The organism is Klebsiella sp. RIT-PI-d, assembly GCF_001187865.1.
In the GTDB taxonomy this organism is placed as follows: domain Bacteria; phylum Pseudomonadota; class Gammaproteobacteria; order Enterobacterales; family Enterobacteriaceae; genus Superficieibacter.
The window spans coordinates 1-18,366 of record NZ_LGIT01000009.1 but is presented as its reverse complement, the minus strand read 5'-3'; the positions used below and the strand labels follow the sequence as shown (position 1 = coordinate 18,366).

General features: G+C 51.5%; 17 protein-coding genes, 2 tRNA genes and 2 rRNA genes. 4 read left to right on the top strand and 17 right to left on the bottom strand.

The features are described 5' to 3' along the window. Positions 1-94: 94 nt before the first annotated feature. From AC791_RS06685 to dnaQ, 9 genes are all read right to left on the bottom strand, one after another. A complete protein-coding gene (locus AC791_RS06685) occupies positions 95-1,696 on the bottom strand; it encodes a gamma-glutamyltransferase family protein (RefSeq protein WP_049839706.1) in 1,602 nt (533 codons plus the stop codon). Positions 1,697-1,705: 9 nt separating this feature from the next. Further along, positions 1,706-2,581: an ABC transporter permease gene (locus tag AC791_RS06680; protein WP_049839705.1), complete on the bottom strand. Its 876-nt coding sequence runs from the start codon at positions 2,579-2,581 to the stop codon at positions 1,706-1,708. Between the two features lie 2 nt (positions 2,582-2,583). After that, on the bottom strand, positions 2,584-3,525 hold the full coding sequence (locus AC791_RS06675) for an ABC transporter permease (RefSeq protein ID WP_049839704.1): 942 nt from the start codon (positions 3,523-3,525) through the stop codon (positions 2,584-2,586). Positions 3,526-3,545: 20 nt separating this feature from the next. Beyond that, a complete protein-coding gene (locus tag AC791_RS06670) occupies positions 3,546-5,060 on the bottom strand; it encodes an ABC transporter substrate-binding protein (RefSeq protein ID WP_199485500.1) in 1,515 nt (504 codons plus the stop codon). Beyond that, positions 5,060-6,145: an ABC transporter ATP-binding protein gene (locus AC791_RS06665; RefSeq protein ID WP_049839703.1), complete on the bottom strand. Its 1,086-nt coding sequence runs from the start codon at positions 6,143-6,145 to the stop codon at positions 5,060-5,062. Before AC791_RS06665 ends, AC791_RS06670 begins: the two co-directional genes overlap by 1 nt. Beyond that, a complete protein-coding gene (locus AC791_RS06660; RefSeq protein WP_049839702.1) occupies positions 6,142-7,155 on the bottom strand; it encodes an ABC transporter ATP-binding protein in 1,014 nt (337 codons plus the stop codon). Before AC791_RS06660 ends, AC791_RS06665 begins: the two co-directional genes overlap by 4 nt. After that, on the bottom strand, positions 7,152-7,871 hold the full coding sequence (locus AC791_RS06655) for a FadR/GntR family transcriptional regulator (RefSeq protein ID WP_049839701.1): 720 nt from the start codon (positions 7,869-7,871) through the stop codon (positions 7,152-7,154). Before AC791_RS06655 ends, AC791_RS06660 begins: the two co-directional genes overlap by 4 nt. A gap of 375 nt (positions 7,872-8,246) precedes the next feature. Next, positions 8,247-8,323 (bottom strand) — tRNA-Asp (locus AC791_RS06650). Between the two features lie 130 nt (positions 8,324-8,453). After that, a complete protein-coding gene (gene dnaQ / locus AC791_RS06645) occupies positions 8,454-9,182 on the bottom strand; it encodes a DNA polymerase III subunit epsilon (protein ID WP_049839700.1) in 729 nt (242 codons plus the stop codon). Between the two features lie 53 nt (positions 9,183-9,235). Between dnaQ and rnhA the strand changes: the two genes are divergently transcribed. Continuing rightward, the gene (rnhA, locus tag AC791_RS06640; RefSeq protein WP_049839699.1) at positions 9,236-9,703 is read left to right on the top strand and encodes a ribonuclease HI; all 468 of its coding nucleotides are present in this window, start codon (positions 9,236-9,238) and stop codon (positions 9,701-9,703) included. A 2-nt stretch (positions 9,704-9,705) separates the two neighbouring features. Here rnhA and AC791_RS06635 read toward each other — a convergent pair whose 3' ends face one another. Further along, a complete protein-coding gene (locus AC791_RS06635) occupies positions 9,706-10,422 on the bottom strand; it encodes a class I SAM-dependent methyltransferase (RefSeq protein ID WP_049839698.1) in 717 nt (238 codons plus the stop codon). 32 nt (positions 10,423-10,454) lie between these two features. Between AC791_RS06635 and gloB the strand changes: the two genes are divergently transcribed. Next, positions 10,455-11,207, top strand: coding sequence for a hydroxyacylglutathione hydrolase (gene gloB / locus AC791_RS06630; protein WP_049839697.1), 753 nt, complete (start codon positions 10,455-10,457; stop codon positions 11,205-11,207). A gap of 70 nt (positions 11,208-11,277) precedes the next feature. Beyond that, a complete protein-coding gene (gene mltD / locus AC791_RS06625; protein WP_049839696.1) occupies positions 11,278-12,645 on the top strand; it encodes a murein transglycosylase D in 1,368 nt (455 codons plus the stop codon). Positions 12,646-12,690: 45 nt separating this feature from the next. Here the strand turns inward: mltD and AC791_RS06620 are convergent, their stop codons facing one another. Together AC791_RS06620 and AC791_RS06615 are read right to left on the bottom strand one after the other, a co-directional pair. Next, a complete protein-coding gene (locus AC791_RS06620; RefSeq protein ID WP_049839695.1) occupies positions 12,691-13,461 on the bottom strand; it encodes a class I SAM-dependent methyltransferase in 771 nt (256 codons plus the stop codon). A gap of 75 nt (positions 13,462-13,536) precedes the next feature. Further along, positions 13,537-14,337, bottom strand: coding sequence for an endonuclease/exonuclease/phosphatase family protein (locus tag AC791_RS06615; RefSeq protein WP_049841554.1), 801 nt, complete (start codon positions 14,335-14,337; stop codon positions 13,537-13,539). Between the two features lie 230 nt (positions 14,338-14,567). Here AC791_RS06615 and yafC point away from each other — a divergent pair, with 230 nt between their 5' ends. Beyond that, complete coding sequence (gene yafC, locus AC791_RS06610) at positions 14,568-15,452, top strand: DNA-binding transcriptional regulator YafC (protein WP_049839694.1); 885 nt, start codon at positions 14,568-14,570, stop codon at positions 15,450-15,452. A gap of 62 nt (positions 15,453-15,514) precedes the next feature. Here the strand turns inward: yafC and AC791_RS06605 are convergent, their stop codons facing one another. The 5 genes from AC791_RS06605 to AC791_RS06580 all read right to left on the bottom strand — a co-directional run. Beyond that, entirely contained in the window at positions 15,515-15,802 is a 288-nt protein-coding gene (locus AC791_RS06605) for a hypothetical protein (RefSeq protein ID WP_049839693.1), read from the bottom strand. Continuing rightward, positions 15,802-16,935, bottom strand: coding sequence for a polymorphic toxin type 50 domain-containing protein (locus AC791_RS06600; protein WP_049839692.1), 1,134 nt, complete (start codon positions 16,933-16,935; stop codon positions 15,802-15,804). The genes AC791_RS06605 and AC791_RS06600 overlap by 1 nt, the downstream gene beginning before the upstream one ends. 751 nt (positions 16,936-17,686) lie before the next feature. Further along, positions 17,687-17,763, bottom strand: a tRNA-Asp gene (locus AC791_RS06590). Positions 17,764-17,958: 195 nt separating this feature from the next. Beyond that, positions 17,959-18,074, bottom strand: a 5S ribosomal RNA gene (gene rrf / locus AC791_RS06585). A gap of 197 nt (positions 18,075-18,271) precedes the next feature. Further along, a 23S ribosomal RNA gene (locus tag AC791_RS06580) occupies positions 18,272-18,366 on the bottom strand; the annotation flags it as partial.

Below are 18,366 nucleotides of genomic sequence, written 5' to 3'. Positions count from 1 at the left end.
CTCACCCCTGCCCTCTCCCTGAGGGAGAATTAATAGATACCGCAGGCCCGGTATGCGTAAGCGCCACCGGGCATGACGGCACCGCGGCGATCGGTTAGCTCACCAGCGCCTGTCCATCTTTACGGCTTTCACTCGCCGCCACATAATGCCCCTCCGGCAGGCGATAAATGATCTGCGCGCCGCCGAAATTGTACTCCTGCAACGGATCTTCTACCGTAACCTGATGGCCACGCTCGCGCAGTCCGGCGATCACATTGCGACTGAAGGTCGATTCGACGACAACCTCCCTGCCCTGCACCACTCGCCAGCGCGGCGCGTCAATGGCGGCCTGCGGATTCTGGCCGTGCAACATAATCCGCAATGCCATTTGCATATGTCCCTGCGCCTGCATCGGCCCGCCCATCACGCCAAATGACATAAGCGGCTGACCGTTTCCGTCCATCGCAAAACCTGGAATGATGGTATGAAACGGGCGTTTGCTACCAGCCAGCGCGTTGGGGTGCGCAGGATCGAGAACAAAACCGCAGCCGCGATTTTGCAGGCTAATTCCGGTATCCGGTACCACAACGCCGGAGCCAAACCCCATAAAGTTCGACTGAATAAATGACACCATCATGCCGCTGGCATCGGCCGTAGAAAGATAAACCGTGCCGCTCTGGGTTGGCGAACCGTAGGTGAAATCCGATGCCTTATCCGGATCAATCAGCGCGGCGCGGGATTGCAAATAGCTATCGCTCAGCAGCGTCTTCGCAGCAAACTCCATATGCGCTTCATCGGCAACATAACGATCCAGATCGGCAAGCGCCAGTTTCATCGCCTCAATGGAAAGATGTAACGACTGTACTGAATCCGGATCGTAGCGGCCAATATCGCAGTTCTCCAGAATGCCCAGCGCGATAAGCGTGGCGATCCCCTGTCCGTTAGGCGGTAACTCCTGTACCGATCCACCGGCAAAATCCCGCGATAACAGATCGACCCAATCCACACGATGATCTGCCAGATCGTCTGCCGTCAGATGCGCGCCATGCTCGGCGGCAAAGGCGGCGATTTTCTGTGCCAGCTCGCCGCGATAGAACGCTTCACCCTGAGTTTGGGCAATCAGCTCCAGGGTTTTCGCCTGCGCCGGATTGCGGAAAATCTCGCCGACACGCGGTGCGCGCCCTTCTGGCGCAAAGCAGGCGCTAAACCCCGGCTGGTCTTTCAGTTTGTTATAGCCGCGCTGCCATAAGTGGCCAATAAGCGGGGATACCGGGAAACCGTCGCGCGCATATTCAATAGCCGGTTGCGCCAGCGTGGTCAGCGGCAGCGTACCAAACCGCTCAGCCAGCGCCACCCAGCCGGATACCGCGCCCGGTACGGTTACCGCATCCCAGCCAATTTCAGGCACTGCCGTTTTACCGGCGAAGAGATCGGCGTGCCAGCTGGCAGGCGAGCGCCCGGATGCGTTCAGGCCGTGCAGTTTTTTTCCATCCCAGACAATGGCAAATGCATCACTACCGATACCGCAGCCGGTCGGCTCAACGACGGTAAGCGCCATCGCCGTTGCAATAGCCGCATCCACCGCATTTCCGCCCAGTTGCAGCATTCGCATTCCGGCCTGTGCCGCCAGCGGCTGAGAGGTCGCCACGGCGTTACGTCCCATTACAGGTGGACGTTGTGAGGCGTAACCGGTGGAAAAATCAAGTGCTTTGGTCATCATGACTCCTTAGTCGTGGCGCGGATCGAGCGCATCGCGCAGCCCGTCGCCGAGTAGATTGAAACCTTGCACCGCAAGGAAAATAGCCACGCCGGGAAAAATAGACATCCACGCGGCCTGTTCAAGAAAACCCTTCGCCGTGTTGAGCATGGATCCCCATGAGGGATTAGGCGGTTGCTGACCCAGTCCTAAAAAAGACAAGCTGGCTTCAGCAATAATCGCCGATGCAATGGCCAGCGTTGCCTGCACGAGAATTGGCGACATCACGTTTGGCAGCACATATTTCACGATGATCCAGCGATCCGGCAGACCGATGGCACGCGCGCCATCAATATACTCTTCACTGCGGATCGCGATCACCTGCCCTCGCGTTAGCCGGGCGAAGATCGGCATCGCAGACAGACCGATAGCGATCATGGCATTACTCAGGCTCGGGCCTAAAAATGCGCCTAATGCAATCGCCATGATCAAAAATGGGCAGGCCAGCAGCGCCTCAATGAAACGAGAAATAATGCCGTCCCATATCCCCTGAAAATAACCCGCTACCAGGCCAAGCGGTACCCCGATAACGACGGCAATCATCACCGAGACACACCCGGCCATCAGCGAGGTGCGCGCTCCCCAGATAATACGCGACAGGATGTCACGACCCAGTTCATCAGTGCCGAACCAGTAAAGCTCTGATGGCGGTTTACGCACCGCCAGAAAGTTAGCCTTTACCGGATCAAATGGCGCGATCCACGGTGCCAGCAGCGCGATTACCACGAAGATCCCGACAATAATCGCTCCGATCATGGCGCTTCTATTGGCAAGAAATTTTTTCATCACCCGATTCTGCGCACGCGGGGTTGCCACCGCGACATTTTGCGTTGAAAGTTCCGCCATGGTTAGCCTCGCATTTTCGGGTTAATAAGGACGTAGAGCACATCGGCAAGCAGATTGAGCAGCAGAAAACCTATTGCCACAATCAATACCACGCCCTGCACCACCGCGTAATCACGGTTGAAAACGGAATCGACGATCATTTTGCCAAAACCCGGGATAGTAAATACCTGCTCGGTAAGCACCGCGCCGCCCAGCAGCTCACCAAACAGCAGCGTGGTCAGGGTGATGACCGGCACCAGCGCGTTACGAAAAGCGTGCTTGAGGATCACCGCTTTCGGCAGCAGCCCTTTAGCCCGCGCGGTACGAATATAATCGGCTTTCAGTACCGATATCATCGACGCCCGGGTATGGCGCATCAGCGTGGCCGCAAGCCCCGTTCCCAGTACTGACGCAGGCAGCAGTAGCGTGCGCAGGTTTTGCAGCGGATCTTCACCAAACGGCACAAAGCCTGAGGCGGGGAGCCACTGCAAATTAACCGAGAACACCAGAATCAGCAGAATACCCAGCCAGAAGTGCGGAATTGAGATCCCTGAGATGGCCACAAAGTTAGCACCGTGATCGATCCAGCTATTCTTATTGACTGCGGCCAGTATTCCCATGCCGATCCCGAACACCAGTGCAATAATCATGGCCAGCAATGACAATTCCAGCGTCACCGGCAGTTTGCTGGCGATAAGCTGCGTCACCGGCTCATGAGTACGTAAAGACGAACCAAGATCGCCCTGCAGGGCGCGGGTCAGCCAGTCGTAATACTGCACCGGGATTGGCGCATCCAGGTTCAGGTCTGCCCGAAGCTGGGCAATAACCGCCGGATCGCGCTCTTCTCCCGCCATGGCGATCAGCGGATCGCCCGGTAGCAGTTTTTGCAGCCCAAAGACCATCATACTGACCAGCAGTAAGGTTGGGATCGCCAGTAATAGACGCTTGCATATCAGTTCCAGCATGGTTTCTCCTTACGCGCCGGTTATTGAGCCAGCGTCAAACCCGCGACGCGCACGATGCCGTCCGGGTAAGGTTTAAAGCCCTGCACTTTTTTATTCAGACCAAAAATGCGTGGTTCAAAGTAGAGATAGGCAATCGGCATATCGCTTTGCAGTTGCTTAACAACGTTTTCGTACAACGGCTTACGCGCGGCGGGATCGGTGCTCTGACGCGCCTGAGTCAGCCATGCATCAACTTGTGCATTACTGTAACGACCGTCATTGAGAGTACCTTTGCTGTTAATAAAACCATAGATACTGCCATCAGGATCGGGGCGACCGGACCAGCCAGAGAAACTCAGCTGATAGTCACCGCTTTGTTGGCGGTCCAGCAGCGTGGCGAATTCGGTCATTTGCAGATTCAGCGTGAAGCCCGCTTCGCCGACCATCGCCTGCAATACCTGGCCTACCTGTTGTGACGTTGGGTTATTTGGCACCAGCAGATCCACTTTCAGCGGCGTGGTCACACCCGCGGCTTTCAGCAGCGCCTGGGCCTTCTCGACATTGCGCGGCGGCACCGGCACATTAGCATGATAAGGACTGATCGGCGAAAACGCCTGATTAGCCGGGGTATACAACCCTTCAAAAACCACCTGATTCAGTGCGTCACGGTCAATCGCCAGCGAGAACGCCTCACGCACGCGGGCATCTTTAAACGGATCGGTGGCGGCAACCTTGCCGTTATTAATATTGAACGTAATTCCCTGATAACCCAGACCAGTAACTTTGGCGAGCGCCAGTTTGTTGTCGGCTTCAACAAGTTTGACATCACTGGCGGCAATCCCCTCGGTCAGGTCGAGATCGCCCGCCCGCAGGTTAGCCAGGCGTACCGACGCATCCGGAATAGGCAGATAGATCACTTTATCGAAGTGATAAGCGCCTTTATTCCAGTAATTGTCGAAACGGCTTAATACGATACGATCCTGCGATACGCGGCTGTCGAACTTATAGGGGCCAGAGCAGACCGGATGGGCGGCGAAGTCAGGCTTTTTCGCCGCTTCTGGCGCCATCATCGCCCCGGCGCGATCGGTAAGCTGCATCAGCAGAGCCGCATCCGGCGTTTTCAAATGCAGAACGATTTGCGTCGGGCTGGTGACGTCTACTGACTCAATAGAAGAGATTTCACTCTTACGCAGGGAGCCTTTCAGCGTTAGCGCACGATCCAGATTGTACTTCGCGGCGGCGGCGTCGAATTTTTCCCCGTCGTGGAAAGTGACACCTTCACGCAGGTTCATGGTCAGGGTTTTGCCGTCATCACTCCAGGCCCAGTCTTTTGCCAGGCCCGGCACGATATTCAGATTTTCATCGACGTCCACCAGCCGGTCACATAGCGAGGCAAAGACAAACCGGCCGTAGTAAGTACGTGCCAGATGAGGGTCGAGCAGATCCGGATCGGCACCCAGACCAATGCGCAGCACATTATCCGCCTGTGCAGGCAATGCCGGGCCAAGCAACATAACACTTCCCAGTACGGTCAAAAGCGAATTACGTATTGTCATTATTGTGGGTTCCTTGCTGGAAGAGAGGAGTGAGACGCCGCCTGTTCAAACAGGGCGCGACGGCGTAAAAACGCGGCGGAAGGTGGTGCAATCTGGATAACGCTGCGATCGCGATTTAGCTCCTGCCAGCGGTGGCAGGCAATTTGCCGCCCGCCGCTAAGGACCTGGTTTATAGGTTCAATTTGTCGACATTGATCGGTCACATACGGACAGCGGGTATGAAAACGACAGCCGGCGGGTGGACTGGCTGGATTGGGCAAATCGCCCTGCAACAGCGGTTGTGTTCGTTCCATGCCCGGCTGCATTTGCGGCGCGGAGGCAATTAATGCCTGAGTGTACGGATGCAGCGGTGCATCGAAGATTTCATCAACGGTGGCAAGCTCGACGATTTGCCCGAGATACATTACTGCGACGCGATCGCTCATATGGCGGATCACCGCCAGCCCGTGCGCTACGATAATCATCGTCAGGCCCAGCTGATGTTTAAGGCTTTCCAGCAAATTGACCACCTGCGCCTGGACAGACACGTCCAGTGCCGATACCGGCTCATCGCCCAGCAGCAGTTTGGGTCCGGAGGCCAGCGCGCGGGCAATACCAATACGCTGTCGCTGCCCGCCAGAGAATTCGTGCGGAAAGCGATCGGCCCATACGGCAGGTAAGCCCACGGTTTTCAGAAGTTCCGCCACCCGATAGCGGCGGTCGGCTTTATTCATCTTCTGATGCAGCCACAGCGGCTCACCGACAATTTGTTCTACCGTCATGCGCGGATTGAGTGACGCAAAAGGATCCTGAAAAATGATTTGCAGTTCACGCCGCAGCTGGTTCAGCCGCGCGCCGGTAGCGTCGGTTATCTCCTCTCCCTGATAAAAAACGCGTCCTTCGCTGGCGGCCAGCAGTCGCAACAGCAATCGACCCAGTGTCGATTTACCGGAACCCGACTCTCCGACAATGGCCAGCGTTTCGCCCGGCATTACCGCAAGCGAGATCCGATCCACCGCCGTAACATAGCGTGCAGGTGTAAACAGTTTTTTCGGCCCCGGAAAGCGTTTGCTCAGATCGCGAGCCTCAAGAATCGGTATGGTCATGCGATTTCTCCCAGCGCAACGTGTTGCTCCAGCGGCGCGCGAAAACAGGCAACCTGATGATGGATACCAAGCGGTTGTAATAACGGTTTATGCTGATGACAGCGCGGCTGGGCGAAAGGACAGCGGGTCGCAAACCGGCATCCCTGCGGCATGGCTTCAGCCAGCGGCACCGAGCCGGGAATAGTTGAAAGCTGTCCTTTACGTGCCCCCAGAGAAGGAATCGATCCCATCAGGCCAATGGTATAAGGATGCTGCGGATCGGCAAAAATCGCCTCAACGCTGCCCTGCTCAACAATTTGCCCGGCGTACATGACGGCAACCTGCTGTGCCACTTCGGCGACTACGCCCAGATCGTGGGTAATCATCAGTACCGCGGTGCCGGTGTCTTCTTTGAGCGTGTTTAACAGAGAGAGGATCTGCGCCTGAATGGTGACATCCAGCGCGGTCGTGGGTTCGTCGGCAATGAGCAGCCGCGGATGATTAATGAGCGCCATGGCAATCATCACTCGCTGGCGCATCCCGCCGGAGAGCTGATGAGGATAAGATTTAAGGCGCATCTCCGGGGCCGGGATCTGCACTTTTTCGAGGATTTGCAGCGCAGTAGCCATCGCCTCTGCCCGTCCAACATGCTGATGGCGCATGACCGCTTCGCTAAGCTGATCGCCGAGGGTAAAGGCCGGATTCAGCGAGGTCATCGGCTCCTGAAAAATCATCGCCAGTTCGCGTCCGCGCAGGTCGGCATAGTCGCGCGGAGACAATTTGCGCAGATCATGGCGGCGAAACTGCATGTCGCCGCTCACAATCTGCGCGCTGGCGGGCAACAGTCCCATCAGCGCCAGGGACGTAATACTTTTACCGCAGCCGGACTCGCCGACCAGCGCCAGCGTTTCTCCTGCTTCAACGCTAAGAGAGATGCCGTCAAGAACACTGACCGGCGAACCGGCAAATTTGACGTTAAGATTTTGCAGGCGCAGTACCGGGGCGGACTCCTTAAAAGGGATCGTAGTCATAGCGTGATGTCATCCTCAAGGTGAATGGCCTGAATCAGGGCATTTTGCAGGGAGAGCAGATGCTCACGCATTGCCGCCGCCGCTTCATTAGGCTGGCGCTGTACGATCGCATTGATGATGATATGGTGATGAGAGTTATAGCTATCGACCCGTTCGGGCGTGCGCGCCATCTCACGCAGATGCTGCCAGGCAGGTTCACGCCGTACCGCGTCAATGGCATCAAACAGGCCAAGCAGCAGACGGTTTCCGGCCGCCTCGGCGATAGCGCGATGGAACGCGCTGTCCCACAGTTCATTAAGATCGCCATCGTCCGGGCCAACGTTGTTGATCCGCTCCAGCATACGCTGCATGAGCGCGAGGTTTTCCCTGGTGGCGCGCAGCGCCGCAAGACGGGCCAGGCCCGGTTCGAGCTGCAGACGCGCTTCCATGACTTCCAGCAGGTTCGTTTGCTGTACCAGTCCCTGAAGCGCCAGCGGCTCGACGGGGGCGGCCGGGCCAATAAAGGTTCCTTTGCCCTGCTTACGCCAGATCCGACCTTCTTCTTCCAGCACGTCCAGCGCACGGCGCACTTCTCGTCGCCCTACGCCGAGTGTTTCCGCCATCTCACGTTCAGTGGGAAGCGGAATGCCTGGTGTTGACTCGTGCTGATTGATCAGCCCGCGCAGTTGTTCAAGCGCGGTACTGGAATTGGCCAGAAATCGTGACGGTTTATCCATATTGGTTCACCTGCTCTCATCATTACTTTATTTTTATTAACAATAAGTTATTAGTATGGCGTTTAACTTGTTGCTTTAATGACTAAGCAATTTGTGAACCAATACGGCATTGGTTCGTCATTTTTTTAGAATTTTTTACTAACAGGCTGATAATGAGGGCGTTATTTATTGAGCAGGATGAGCGAGAAAAGAGTGAAGACCAGCGGACAGATGGCAATCCGCCCACTTTTAGTGCAAAAAATGCACTAAAGATGCGCAAATGTTAATAAATTGCACAATTAAGATTGCTATTTTGTTAATTAAGAGCAAAAGAGGTATACGTGGCGGTAAAACGACAAAAGCCTGAATCATTTCTGATTCAGGCTTTTTGAATAGTGGCGGAACGGACGGGACTCGAACCCGCGACCCCCTGCGTGACAGGCAGGTATTCTAACCGACTGAACTACCGCTCCGCTGTGTTCCCTGAGGAACGTTGCGGATAGTACGATGAGCCTGACCAACCGTCAACGATTTTTCTCACGTTTTGAATCGTTTGCTGCAAAAATCGCCCGTAAGATGATTTAATCAGCAATGATGTTCATCTCAGGCGCGCCACAGGCAGCTACCGCCTTTTTTCTGCACCAGATCCAGCCGTGACTCATGTTCTCTCTGTTCTTCATCACTGGCAGAAATAACCCGCAATTTGCTGGCCGCACGGACGATGCGCTGAATTCCGGTATCGACCTGCTGTTTATTTTCTCCGTCCATCGCAAATGCAATAGACGTTTGCCCGCCGGTCATTAGCAGGTAAACGTCTGCCAGAATCTGGGAATCGAGCAGCGCCCCGTGGAGGGTGCGTTTACTGTTATCGATTTCGTAACGTGAGCACAGGGCATCCAGGCTATTACGCTTGCCGGGGAACATTCTTCTCGCCAGCGCCAGACTGTCGGTCACTTTACAAAACGTATCGGTTTTGGGAATTCCGCGATTAAGCTTGCTGAATTCGTAATCCATAAAGCCGATATCAAACGAGGCGTTATGAATAACCAGCTCAGCACCGCGAATATAGTCAAGGAAATCATCTGCGACGTCGGCGAAGGTCGGCTTATCAAGTAAGAACTCGTCGGCGATACCGTGAACGCCAAAAGCTTCCGGGTCCACCAGCCGATCGGGTTTGAGATAGACATGGAAGTTATTACCGGTTAGACGGCGGTTGATGACTTCAACCGCACCGATTTCAATGATCTTATGACCTTCATAATGAACGCCAATTTGGTTCATACCGGTAGTTTCGGTATCGAGGACGATCTGTCGTGTAATAGCAGTGCTCATCTCGTTCATTTGTGTCAGACTTGTCGTTTTTAATCACAGGAAGTCTACCAGAGATGCTAAAGAAGGTAGAAGTTTTCACCGATGGATCCTGCCTGGGAAATCCAGGCCCGGGCGGTTACGGGGCTATTCTACGCTATCAACAGCGCGAAAGAACCTTTAGTGAAGGCTATCGTTTAACGACCAATAACCGCATGGAGCTGATGGCGGCAATCGTGGCGCTTGAAGCGCTGAAAGAGAAGTGTGAAGTCGTTCTCAGTACCGACAGCCAGTATGTTCGCCAGGGTATTACTCAGTGGATACATAACTGGAAAAAGCGCGGCTGGAAAACCGCGGAAAAAAAACCGGTTAAAAATGTCGATCTCTGGAAGCGGCTTGACGCTGCGCTTGGAGAGCATCAAATTCGTTGGGAGTGGGTGAAAGGTCATGCCGGACATCCCGAAAACGAACGCTGCGATGAGCTGGCTCGTGCGGCGGCTTCCCATCCCACTCAGGAAGATGTTGGCTATCAACCTGAAGCCTGATGTCAGGGCTTACGGTATTGTCGCGTCGCGCCCACTGCCTGTCTTATCTGCCGCTTAGCTTTATTCTGTTTCATCGGATTAAGGGTAAGCGGAATGGTACGTTTGCGCGCGACGATCACCTGCAGGCAGCCCAGCGCCGGAAGGTGCGTGCTGAGCAATTTTCCGCCCTGCCGCGACCACGGTAAAACCTGAAAGCGACTATAATGCATCACTTCAAAGTTAAGCAGCGTTAACCAGTCCATCTGGCGCATCAGGGTGAACATACGGCTGTTTGAAGGCGCCCATTTGCGCAGAATCGGCACCAGCTTACGTAATCCCATCAGACTGACCGGATTAAAGCCGGTGATAATGAGCCAGCCGTCGTCAATTAAAACGCGGTCGGCTTCACGCAGTAATTGATGAGGGTCGTGGCACCAGGGCAAGGTATGCGCCAGCAGGCAGGCGTCAACCGACTTTTCCGCAAACGGTAAATGCAGCGGATCGGCGTTAACCTGCATGGGTTCTCCGCTTAACGATACATTCACCTGGTGAGAAATGGCACAGGCTTCGGTATTGATTTCTGCGCTCAGATTACCGATTTTTAGCAGGTGAAAACCATACATTTTACCCAGCCACGGTTTCAACTGCTGTTCGAGGGCTTCCCGATAGTAGTTTCCCCTGGGCAGTTCACTCCAGCGATGGGGGGATGGTACTGTCTGGGAAATCGTTGCCGGTTTCATCGTACTCTTCCGCTTCGCAAAATGAGGTAATTATGAATCTTAACAGCATTCCCGCCTTTCAGGACAACTACATCTGGATATTAAAAGATTCCGACCGCTGCATTGTGGTTGATCCCGGTGAAGCGCGTCCGGTTCTTGACGCTCTGGCGCAAAATAAGTGGCAGCCTGCGGCGATTTTACTGACTCATCACCATAACGACCATACCGGTGGGGTAAAGGAAATTGTTCGGCATTATCCGGATATTGCCGTTTATGGGCCTCAGGAAACGCTAAATAAGGGTGCAAATCACCTCGTTAGCGAGGGCGATCTTTTCTCTGTTTTGGACTGCGAATTTACGGTTTTCGCAACGCCTGGCCATACCGCAGGACACGTCTGTTTCTACAGCGCACCTTATCTTTTCTGCGGTGATACGCTGTTTTCTGGCGGCTGCGGGCGCCTTTTTGAAGGCACCCCCGCACAAATGTATCAATCTTTTCAAAAGATTAACGCATTACCCGATGATACGATTATATGTTGCGCACATGAGTACACCTTATCAAATATGGAATTTGCCAAAAGTATCCTTCCGCACGATTCGTTCATAAACGATTATTACCTTAAAGTTAAGGAGTTACGCGCGGAAAAACAGATGACACTTCCGGTTATTCTGAAAAATGAGCGGCAGATAAATTTATTTTTACGAATAGATGACATTGATTTAATTAAAGTAATTTCTAAAGAAACAAATTTGCAACAACCTGAACAGCGTTTTGCCTGGTTACGGGCTAAGAAAGACAATTTCTGACATTCGGACTTGTGTTTTAACGTCTTCACCTTTATGATCGGTCGTCTTTTAAGCAACTATTGACACACACATGAAGGCAAAAGCGATATTACTCGCCTCTGTCCTGCTTGTGGGCTGCCAGTCGTCTCAGCACGATGGCAACGTCACACAGCACGCACAGAGCCTTTCTGCGGCTAGTCAAGGGGAAGCAGGTAAGTTTACCAGTCAAGCGCGTTGGATGGACGATGGAACGTTCGATGCGCAGGATCAGGACTTGTGGGCTTTTATCGGCGACGAGCTAAAGATGGGGATCCCGGAAAACAGCCGGATTCGCGATCAGAAACAGAAGTATTTGAAGAACAAGAGCTATCTCCACGATGTAACTTTACGGGCAGAGCCGTATATGTACTGGATAGCCGGGCAAGTTAAGAAACGTAACATGCCGATGGAACTGGTATTACTACCCATAGTGGAGAGCGCTTTTAACCCGCATGCAACGTCTGGTGCCAATGCCGCAGGCATCTGGCAAATCATACCGAGCACCGGGCGAAATTATGGTTTGAAACAGACTCGCAATTATGATGCGCGTCGAGACGTCGTGGCTTCAACCACCGCTGCGCTCGACATGATGCAACGTCTTAATCGCATGTTTGATGGCGACTGGTTATTAACCGTTGCAGCCTATAACAGTGGCGAAGGTCGGGTTATGAAGGCAATCAAAGCGAATAAAGCTCGCGGTTTACCGACGGACTTTTGGTCGCTCTCATTGCCACAGGAAACGAAGATCTACGTGCCTAAAATGCTGGCTCTGAGCGATATTCTCAAGAATAGCAAGCGATATGGTGTGGTATTACCGGGAACAGATGAAAGTCGTGCTCTGGCGCGAGTTCGGTTAAATAGCCCAGTGCAAATAGCGCAGCTGGCTGATATGGCAGGCATTTCAGTGTCAAAACTGAAAACGTTCAATGCCGGCGTTAAGGGCGCAACCCTTGGTGCCAGCGGACCTCAGTACGTGATGGTCCCGAAAAAGCATGCCGTTCAACTACGCGAGTCGCTGGCATCAGGTGAAATTGCGGCTGTTCAGCCAGAAGTGCTGGCAGACAATACGCCTTTAACCAGCCATAGCTATAAAGTACGGAAGGGTGATACGCTTTCAGGGATTGCCTCACGCCTTGGCGTGACGTCAAAGGATTTGCAGCAGTGGAATAATCTACGTACTGCAAATCTGAAGCCTGGCCAAAGTTTGACGGTGGGTGCGGGTAGTAGCGCACAGCGTCTGGCCAACAATGACGACAGCATTACGTATCGCGTGCGTAAAGGTGACTCTCTTGCCAGCATAGCAAGGCGTCATGGCGTAAACATTAAAGATGTGATGCGCTGGAACAGCGATACGAATAACCTGCAGCCCGGCGACAGGTTGACGCTATTCGTCAGAAATAACGCCACACCTGATTCCTGATGGTTGAATGATAAAAAAGCACCGTTCCCCCGGTGCTTTTTTTATTTATCCTGCTTTATGCGCTTCAAACATCACGATGTCGCTGGTGAATGTCCCGTCATCCTGCAACTCAAAATAGGCTTTTACTTCCTGAGAAGCGCTTTGCTGATACAGTCTGATAGCATCGCTTAACATCTGCGGAGTACGCATTCGCGCAATCCAGGATGAAAACTCCAGCGGCAGGCGATCGGTTATCAACGTGTCAGTAATAAACCCAGCATCATTCGCAAAAGCCAGCCATTCACCACTGGCGTAATTTTTAACGTGTGACGGATCCCGCAGCGCTTCTACAGTTTGTAACCAGATATCGCGTACGGGATGCCCGGTAGAGATGACGTCCATAATAATGATCGCGCCTCCCGGGGTTAAAACGCGTCTGGCCTCCCTGAGCGCCTGGCCGACGTCATGCCAATGATGAGCCGAATAACGGCTAATCACTACGTCAAAAGACGCATCATCAAACGGTAAACACTCTGCATAGCCTTGCTGCGTCGAAATATTATGCAGTCCCTTTTCATCCGCGGCACGGGTGACAATGTCGAGCATACTGGCAGATAAGTCATACGCGGTGACATGGGCGACCTGAGCCGCTGCCGTAAAACTGGCGTGCCCTGCCCCGCAGCCTAAATCCAGCACCCTGGCCTGCGGCTGTGCAGCAAGACGGGCGGCAAGACGTGGTAAATCTTGCCCGCCAGCATGCACGGCGCTGGTTAAATAGGCCCCGGCCTGAGAGCTGAATTGCTGGTTAATATGGTCGTGATGCGTGGTAGCTGTCATGATGCGTCCTTTTGTGAGTAATTAAAAAGGCAGCGCCATTGTTTCAGGCCTGCCCAACGGCAGACCTGACATCCTTTACTGAGCAGGTTTGCCGGGTGTGAATTCAACGAGTAGCGGATTATGGTCAGAAGCACGGGTCACCAGAACAGACGCTTCTTCAACGTTTAAACCACGATAAAACACGAAATCCAGCGGGCGCCCAAAGGCACGACGACGTTGATCGTCAGTAAACCGCACCTGACGCAATGACATTTCGCGGGAAAAGCGGTAGAGCGCATTCATTCGCTGCCGACTCCATGCATTGAAATCACCGGCCATGATCACCGGGCCACTGTGGTGCGCAATCTGATCGCCAATAGGCAATAGCTGTTTACTGTAGACATCAACGCCCAGACTAAAGTTGATCGCATGGACGTTCACTACCATCAGCAATTTGCCGTTCGGTAAGGGATACACGGTTACCAGGGCAGATTTAGACAACCGCAATAATGGCTCTCGCTCCCGTAAGGGGCAACAGTAAACGGGATGGGCAGCCGAGAGGGTCATCACGCCAGAAGGATGCTGAGGCAATACAAATGCCGGAACCTGATCGGCGGCAAGGTAGTTTGCAGTTGCAAACTTAATGAGTTCTGGCGTAGTCTGCGCTTCCTGAAGCAGCACCAGATGGGCATCTTTACCAAAGGTTTGTAGTACCGACAACCACTCGGCGCGCTGCTGCTTGAAGATGTTCCACACTAAGATCCGAATCTTTTCTTCACCACTAAGCGGTGCGCCCGCAGGCAATGCCTGGCCGATACTCGCAAACGAACCCGGCGGCAAGATTCGTTCCGCAGGTTGCCCGGCCACATAACGCATTGCATAAGTATTTTTTCGCACTTTTGGCATTACACCTCAATTACAGACCCGGTTCGGAAAACGAACAGCTACTACTGTTATAGGGACTTTAGTACATACTTTCAACGCCCACCGGCATAAAGATCGCGAAGTTTGGTAACCAAACGATTCCTTTATCTGTCCGGGTTAAAGTGGATGGCATGTGTGAGAGGTTAGTGGTTAAATAACAAATACCGCTAAAATAACAGTACAGCGTTGCGTCTGGAGCAAAAATGAAAACAACATCTGACGAAATCGCGACATTTGTGGCGGTAGTAGAAAGCGGAAGTTTTAGCCGCGCAGCTGAACACCTTAATCTGGCAAATTCGGCGATCAGCCGTACCGTTAAGAAGCTGGAGTCTAAATTAGGTGTCAGCCTGCTTAATCGTACCACTCGTCAGCTAAGCCTTACTGAAGAAGGAGAACGCTATTTCAGGCGAGTTCAGGTAGTGTTGCAGGATATGGCCGCTGCTGAGAATGAGATCGCTGAGACTCATCGTGCACCTCGCGGGCTATTGCGTATTGATGCTGCCACACCCGTACTGCTGCATTATCTGCTCCCTCTTATCAAACCGTTCCGCGATCGTTATCCGGAAATTACGCTTTCGCTTGTCTCTTCTGAGAGCGTCATCAATTTGATTGAACGCAAAGTAGATATTGCCATTCGTGCTGGCGTTCTGACTGATTCCAGCCTGCGCGCGCGGCCTCTGATGACCAGCTATCGCAAGATCATTGCCTCTCCTGATTATATATCACGACATGGAAAGCCAGAGACGATTGAAGAGCTTAAAAATCATGTATGCCTGGGTTTTACCGAACCGGCATCGCTAAATGTATGGCCAGTTTATTGTTGCGACAGTCAGCTTTATGAAATCACTTGCGGCATATCCTCTAATAGCGGTGAAACGCTCAAACAACTTTGTTTGCGGGGAAATGGCATTGCGTGTTTATCTGATTATATGATTGATAAAGAAATCAAACGTGGCGAATTTATTGAACTGCTGGCCGATAAACGCATCCCTGTAGAAATGCCGCTCAATGCTGTGTATTACAGTGACAAAGCGGTGAGCGCAAGGATAAGGGCCTTTATTGATTTTATCAGTGAACAAACGCCCTGATGCTACAGCGAACACAAACAACATAATCAAAAGCGCGAAAAAAATCTACCAGAACAGTTACGCTATTCTTTCCGAACAAAAATCCAGCCTTTATAAGAAGGGAGTCCTTCAACAGGCTGATGGGACTCTGTCAATATAATATCTTGCTCGGTAAAATCAGGGCAAGATGACATAATCTCAGTAATAATTATATCAATAGACTCATAATCGTCATCGCAAGGGTTATTATCCAGATATCCATATACAATTATTTTAGTATCGGTAAAATCGAAAGCTAATGCCCTGACATTTTTACCAACATTACCCAAAAGTGCTGAAAAAATAGTTAGCTTTAGGTGTTCAATATTCATTAAGATCTCTCCGGCAGTATAACATCGGGCAAAGCTGGAACGATATGCGCTCCTTTTTTACCACTGTGAATGATGCCCCATGACACAAGCATATTCGTGCCATCCATATTTTTGTTCGTCCCAATAATTTTACCAAAGTCTACTTTAACTTTATTACCATTAATCACCCTGCTTGTATAAAAATCTCCAACATGGAAACTGTCAAGAAGATCCTGGGGATTTTCACTTAATATGCTTTTTCCATCGATGTAGTTTTTGTGCCCTGGAATATGTTTTCCTTGTGCGCCTTCATGAATATTTGTCGAAATATTACAATGCGTTAGCCCCAGCGGACAGATCCTGCTTATCGGGTTTCGCAGCGTTCCCTGTGCCTGCCAACCCGCCTCCATGACTGCATTTCCCTCTCTGGCCGTAAGCCCTTCCGTCTGACGCACTTTGTCCGATAAAAACGTTATACGATTGTACGGAACGCTGTGGCTTATACCTGCGGTATTTGCGGTATCTGCGGCTTCTTCTTCGCGCCGGTCCGGCAGATTCGCCGCCGCGTCGTACTGCCGGCCGCCCGTCACCGCTGTCTGCCGGAACTCAGGAAAAAAAGGGATAATATTATCGGATAGTCCCTCTCCCTCTTTCTCTACGGATTGGGCAGGAAAGGGCAGCGGTACCTCTCCAGGCAAGTTGAGTACCTTTAACATAGTATTGTGCAAAAAATCAGGTAAATTCAACATTGGATGAATATGAATTATTTGCCGCTGCAACGGGTTAACGCTCTGGCTATTCATCAATTTTTCTGCATTTTTGACTGCCTGTTGCAGATAATCTGAGATTCCGGAAAAATAAATCTCATGATATTTATGAGGATCAGGGCATCTCTTCTCAATATATTCAATAAAAACTTCGGCAAGTTTTTGGCAATGACTAAAAACAGCATGAATAAACAGGTCTGGTTCATCAACAGACGCGAGGTAAATAAGAGAGTTATTATTTTTACAGTGAAGTGCATTAACACTTTTACTGTCAAAATAAAACCCAGCTAAATAAACCGCTATCGAAACAATTTCCAGATTACTTTTTTGTCTATTATCACCGACCTTACAGGCAATCTTAAAATCATCGCTTATTGCTGAAAGCATATTTCCAGTTAAACGCTCAAAAAAAAACCGGGAATCTAAACGGCACCAGTTTTTTATTTTCTACAGGCTTTAGCTCGGGTGCCATGTGAATACTGATTAGATCAGAGGTAAGCGCAGAAAACCTTTTACCGCTCGCAATCGGTCGCGAATCTGCTGAAGTCAGAGAGGTACACCGGGTTAATTTCAAATGCATCGCAATGCCCATATACCTCCGCTGGTAGCCATAACAGAGGCAAAAAGAATTCTAATATAGCCGCACTTGTGGAAAATTACTTTTATACCGGATTCTGGCGGCGACGTTAGATAGATTATAATGGGGCAAACGGCGCGCCAATAAATCATTTTTTAGTTTAAGCCCTGAACTTAAAACTGATGAAATATTAATATTATCAATTTCTTATCTAATATTTTTTATATGACAATACAGTTGATAAAGTTTTCAGCGGAGATTTCAAAGAACGTTTGTCAGGTAATGGATATCAGCGAATGCACTGACGCTTAGGCATGTATGCGCGGTACTGTTAGATTATGGAGGGGTAATGACGGGCAACCGGTTATAGAGGAGAATGCATACGCAGGTTACAATGCGCTTTATTCTACTTTCTGCGCAGTAATCGAGGATAAAACTTCAATAACCGGTTATTTATATCGGAAAGGAAAGGAAAAGAAAAGAAATAAAAAAAGGTACCGCATTAATAGCAGTACCTTTTTCTTTTTTTCGGGTATTCTTAAAACCCCGAAAACTATAAGTTGGCGGAACGGACGGGACTCGAACCCGCGACCCCCTGCGTGACAGGCAGGTATTCTAACCGACTGAACTACCGCTCCACCGAATTTCTTTACTGTAATACTACCGGTTGTCACCCCGGTTTACTGCTAATTTGATGCCTGGCAGTTTATGAATTACGTTGTAATTCACCCTTCGGGCCGTTGCTGCGCAACGTTCAAAAGCTTTCGCTTTTGTCCTACTCTCTGTCGAGTAGTGAACTGCCACAAAGGTCTGTGCCATACTGCTAATTTGATGCCTGGCAGTTCCCTACTCTCGCATGGGGAGACCCCACACTACCATCGGCGCTACGGCGTTTCACTTCTGAGTTCGGCATGGGGTCAGGTGGGACCGCCGCGCTGGTGCCGCCAGGCAAATTCTTTGTGCTCCGTCCTGTGTCTTTTGGGCTGATACGGCGTTGGCTGCACTTGCGAACGTCAGTCACATACTCATGTATGCTCCTTCCGTCGCTGCGTTTGCCGCCTTGTCTCAGCGCAAAATCCGTCGGACTCACTAATCTGGTATCAGCTGAAAATCATCTCAAATTCGCCAAAACATCTTTGGCGTTGTAAGGTTAAGCCTCACGGTTCATTAGTACCGGTTAGCTCAACGCATCGCTGCGCTTACACACCCGGCCTATCAACGTCGTCGTCTTCAACGTTCCT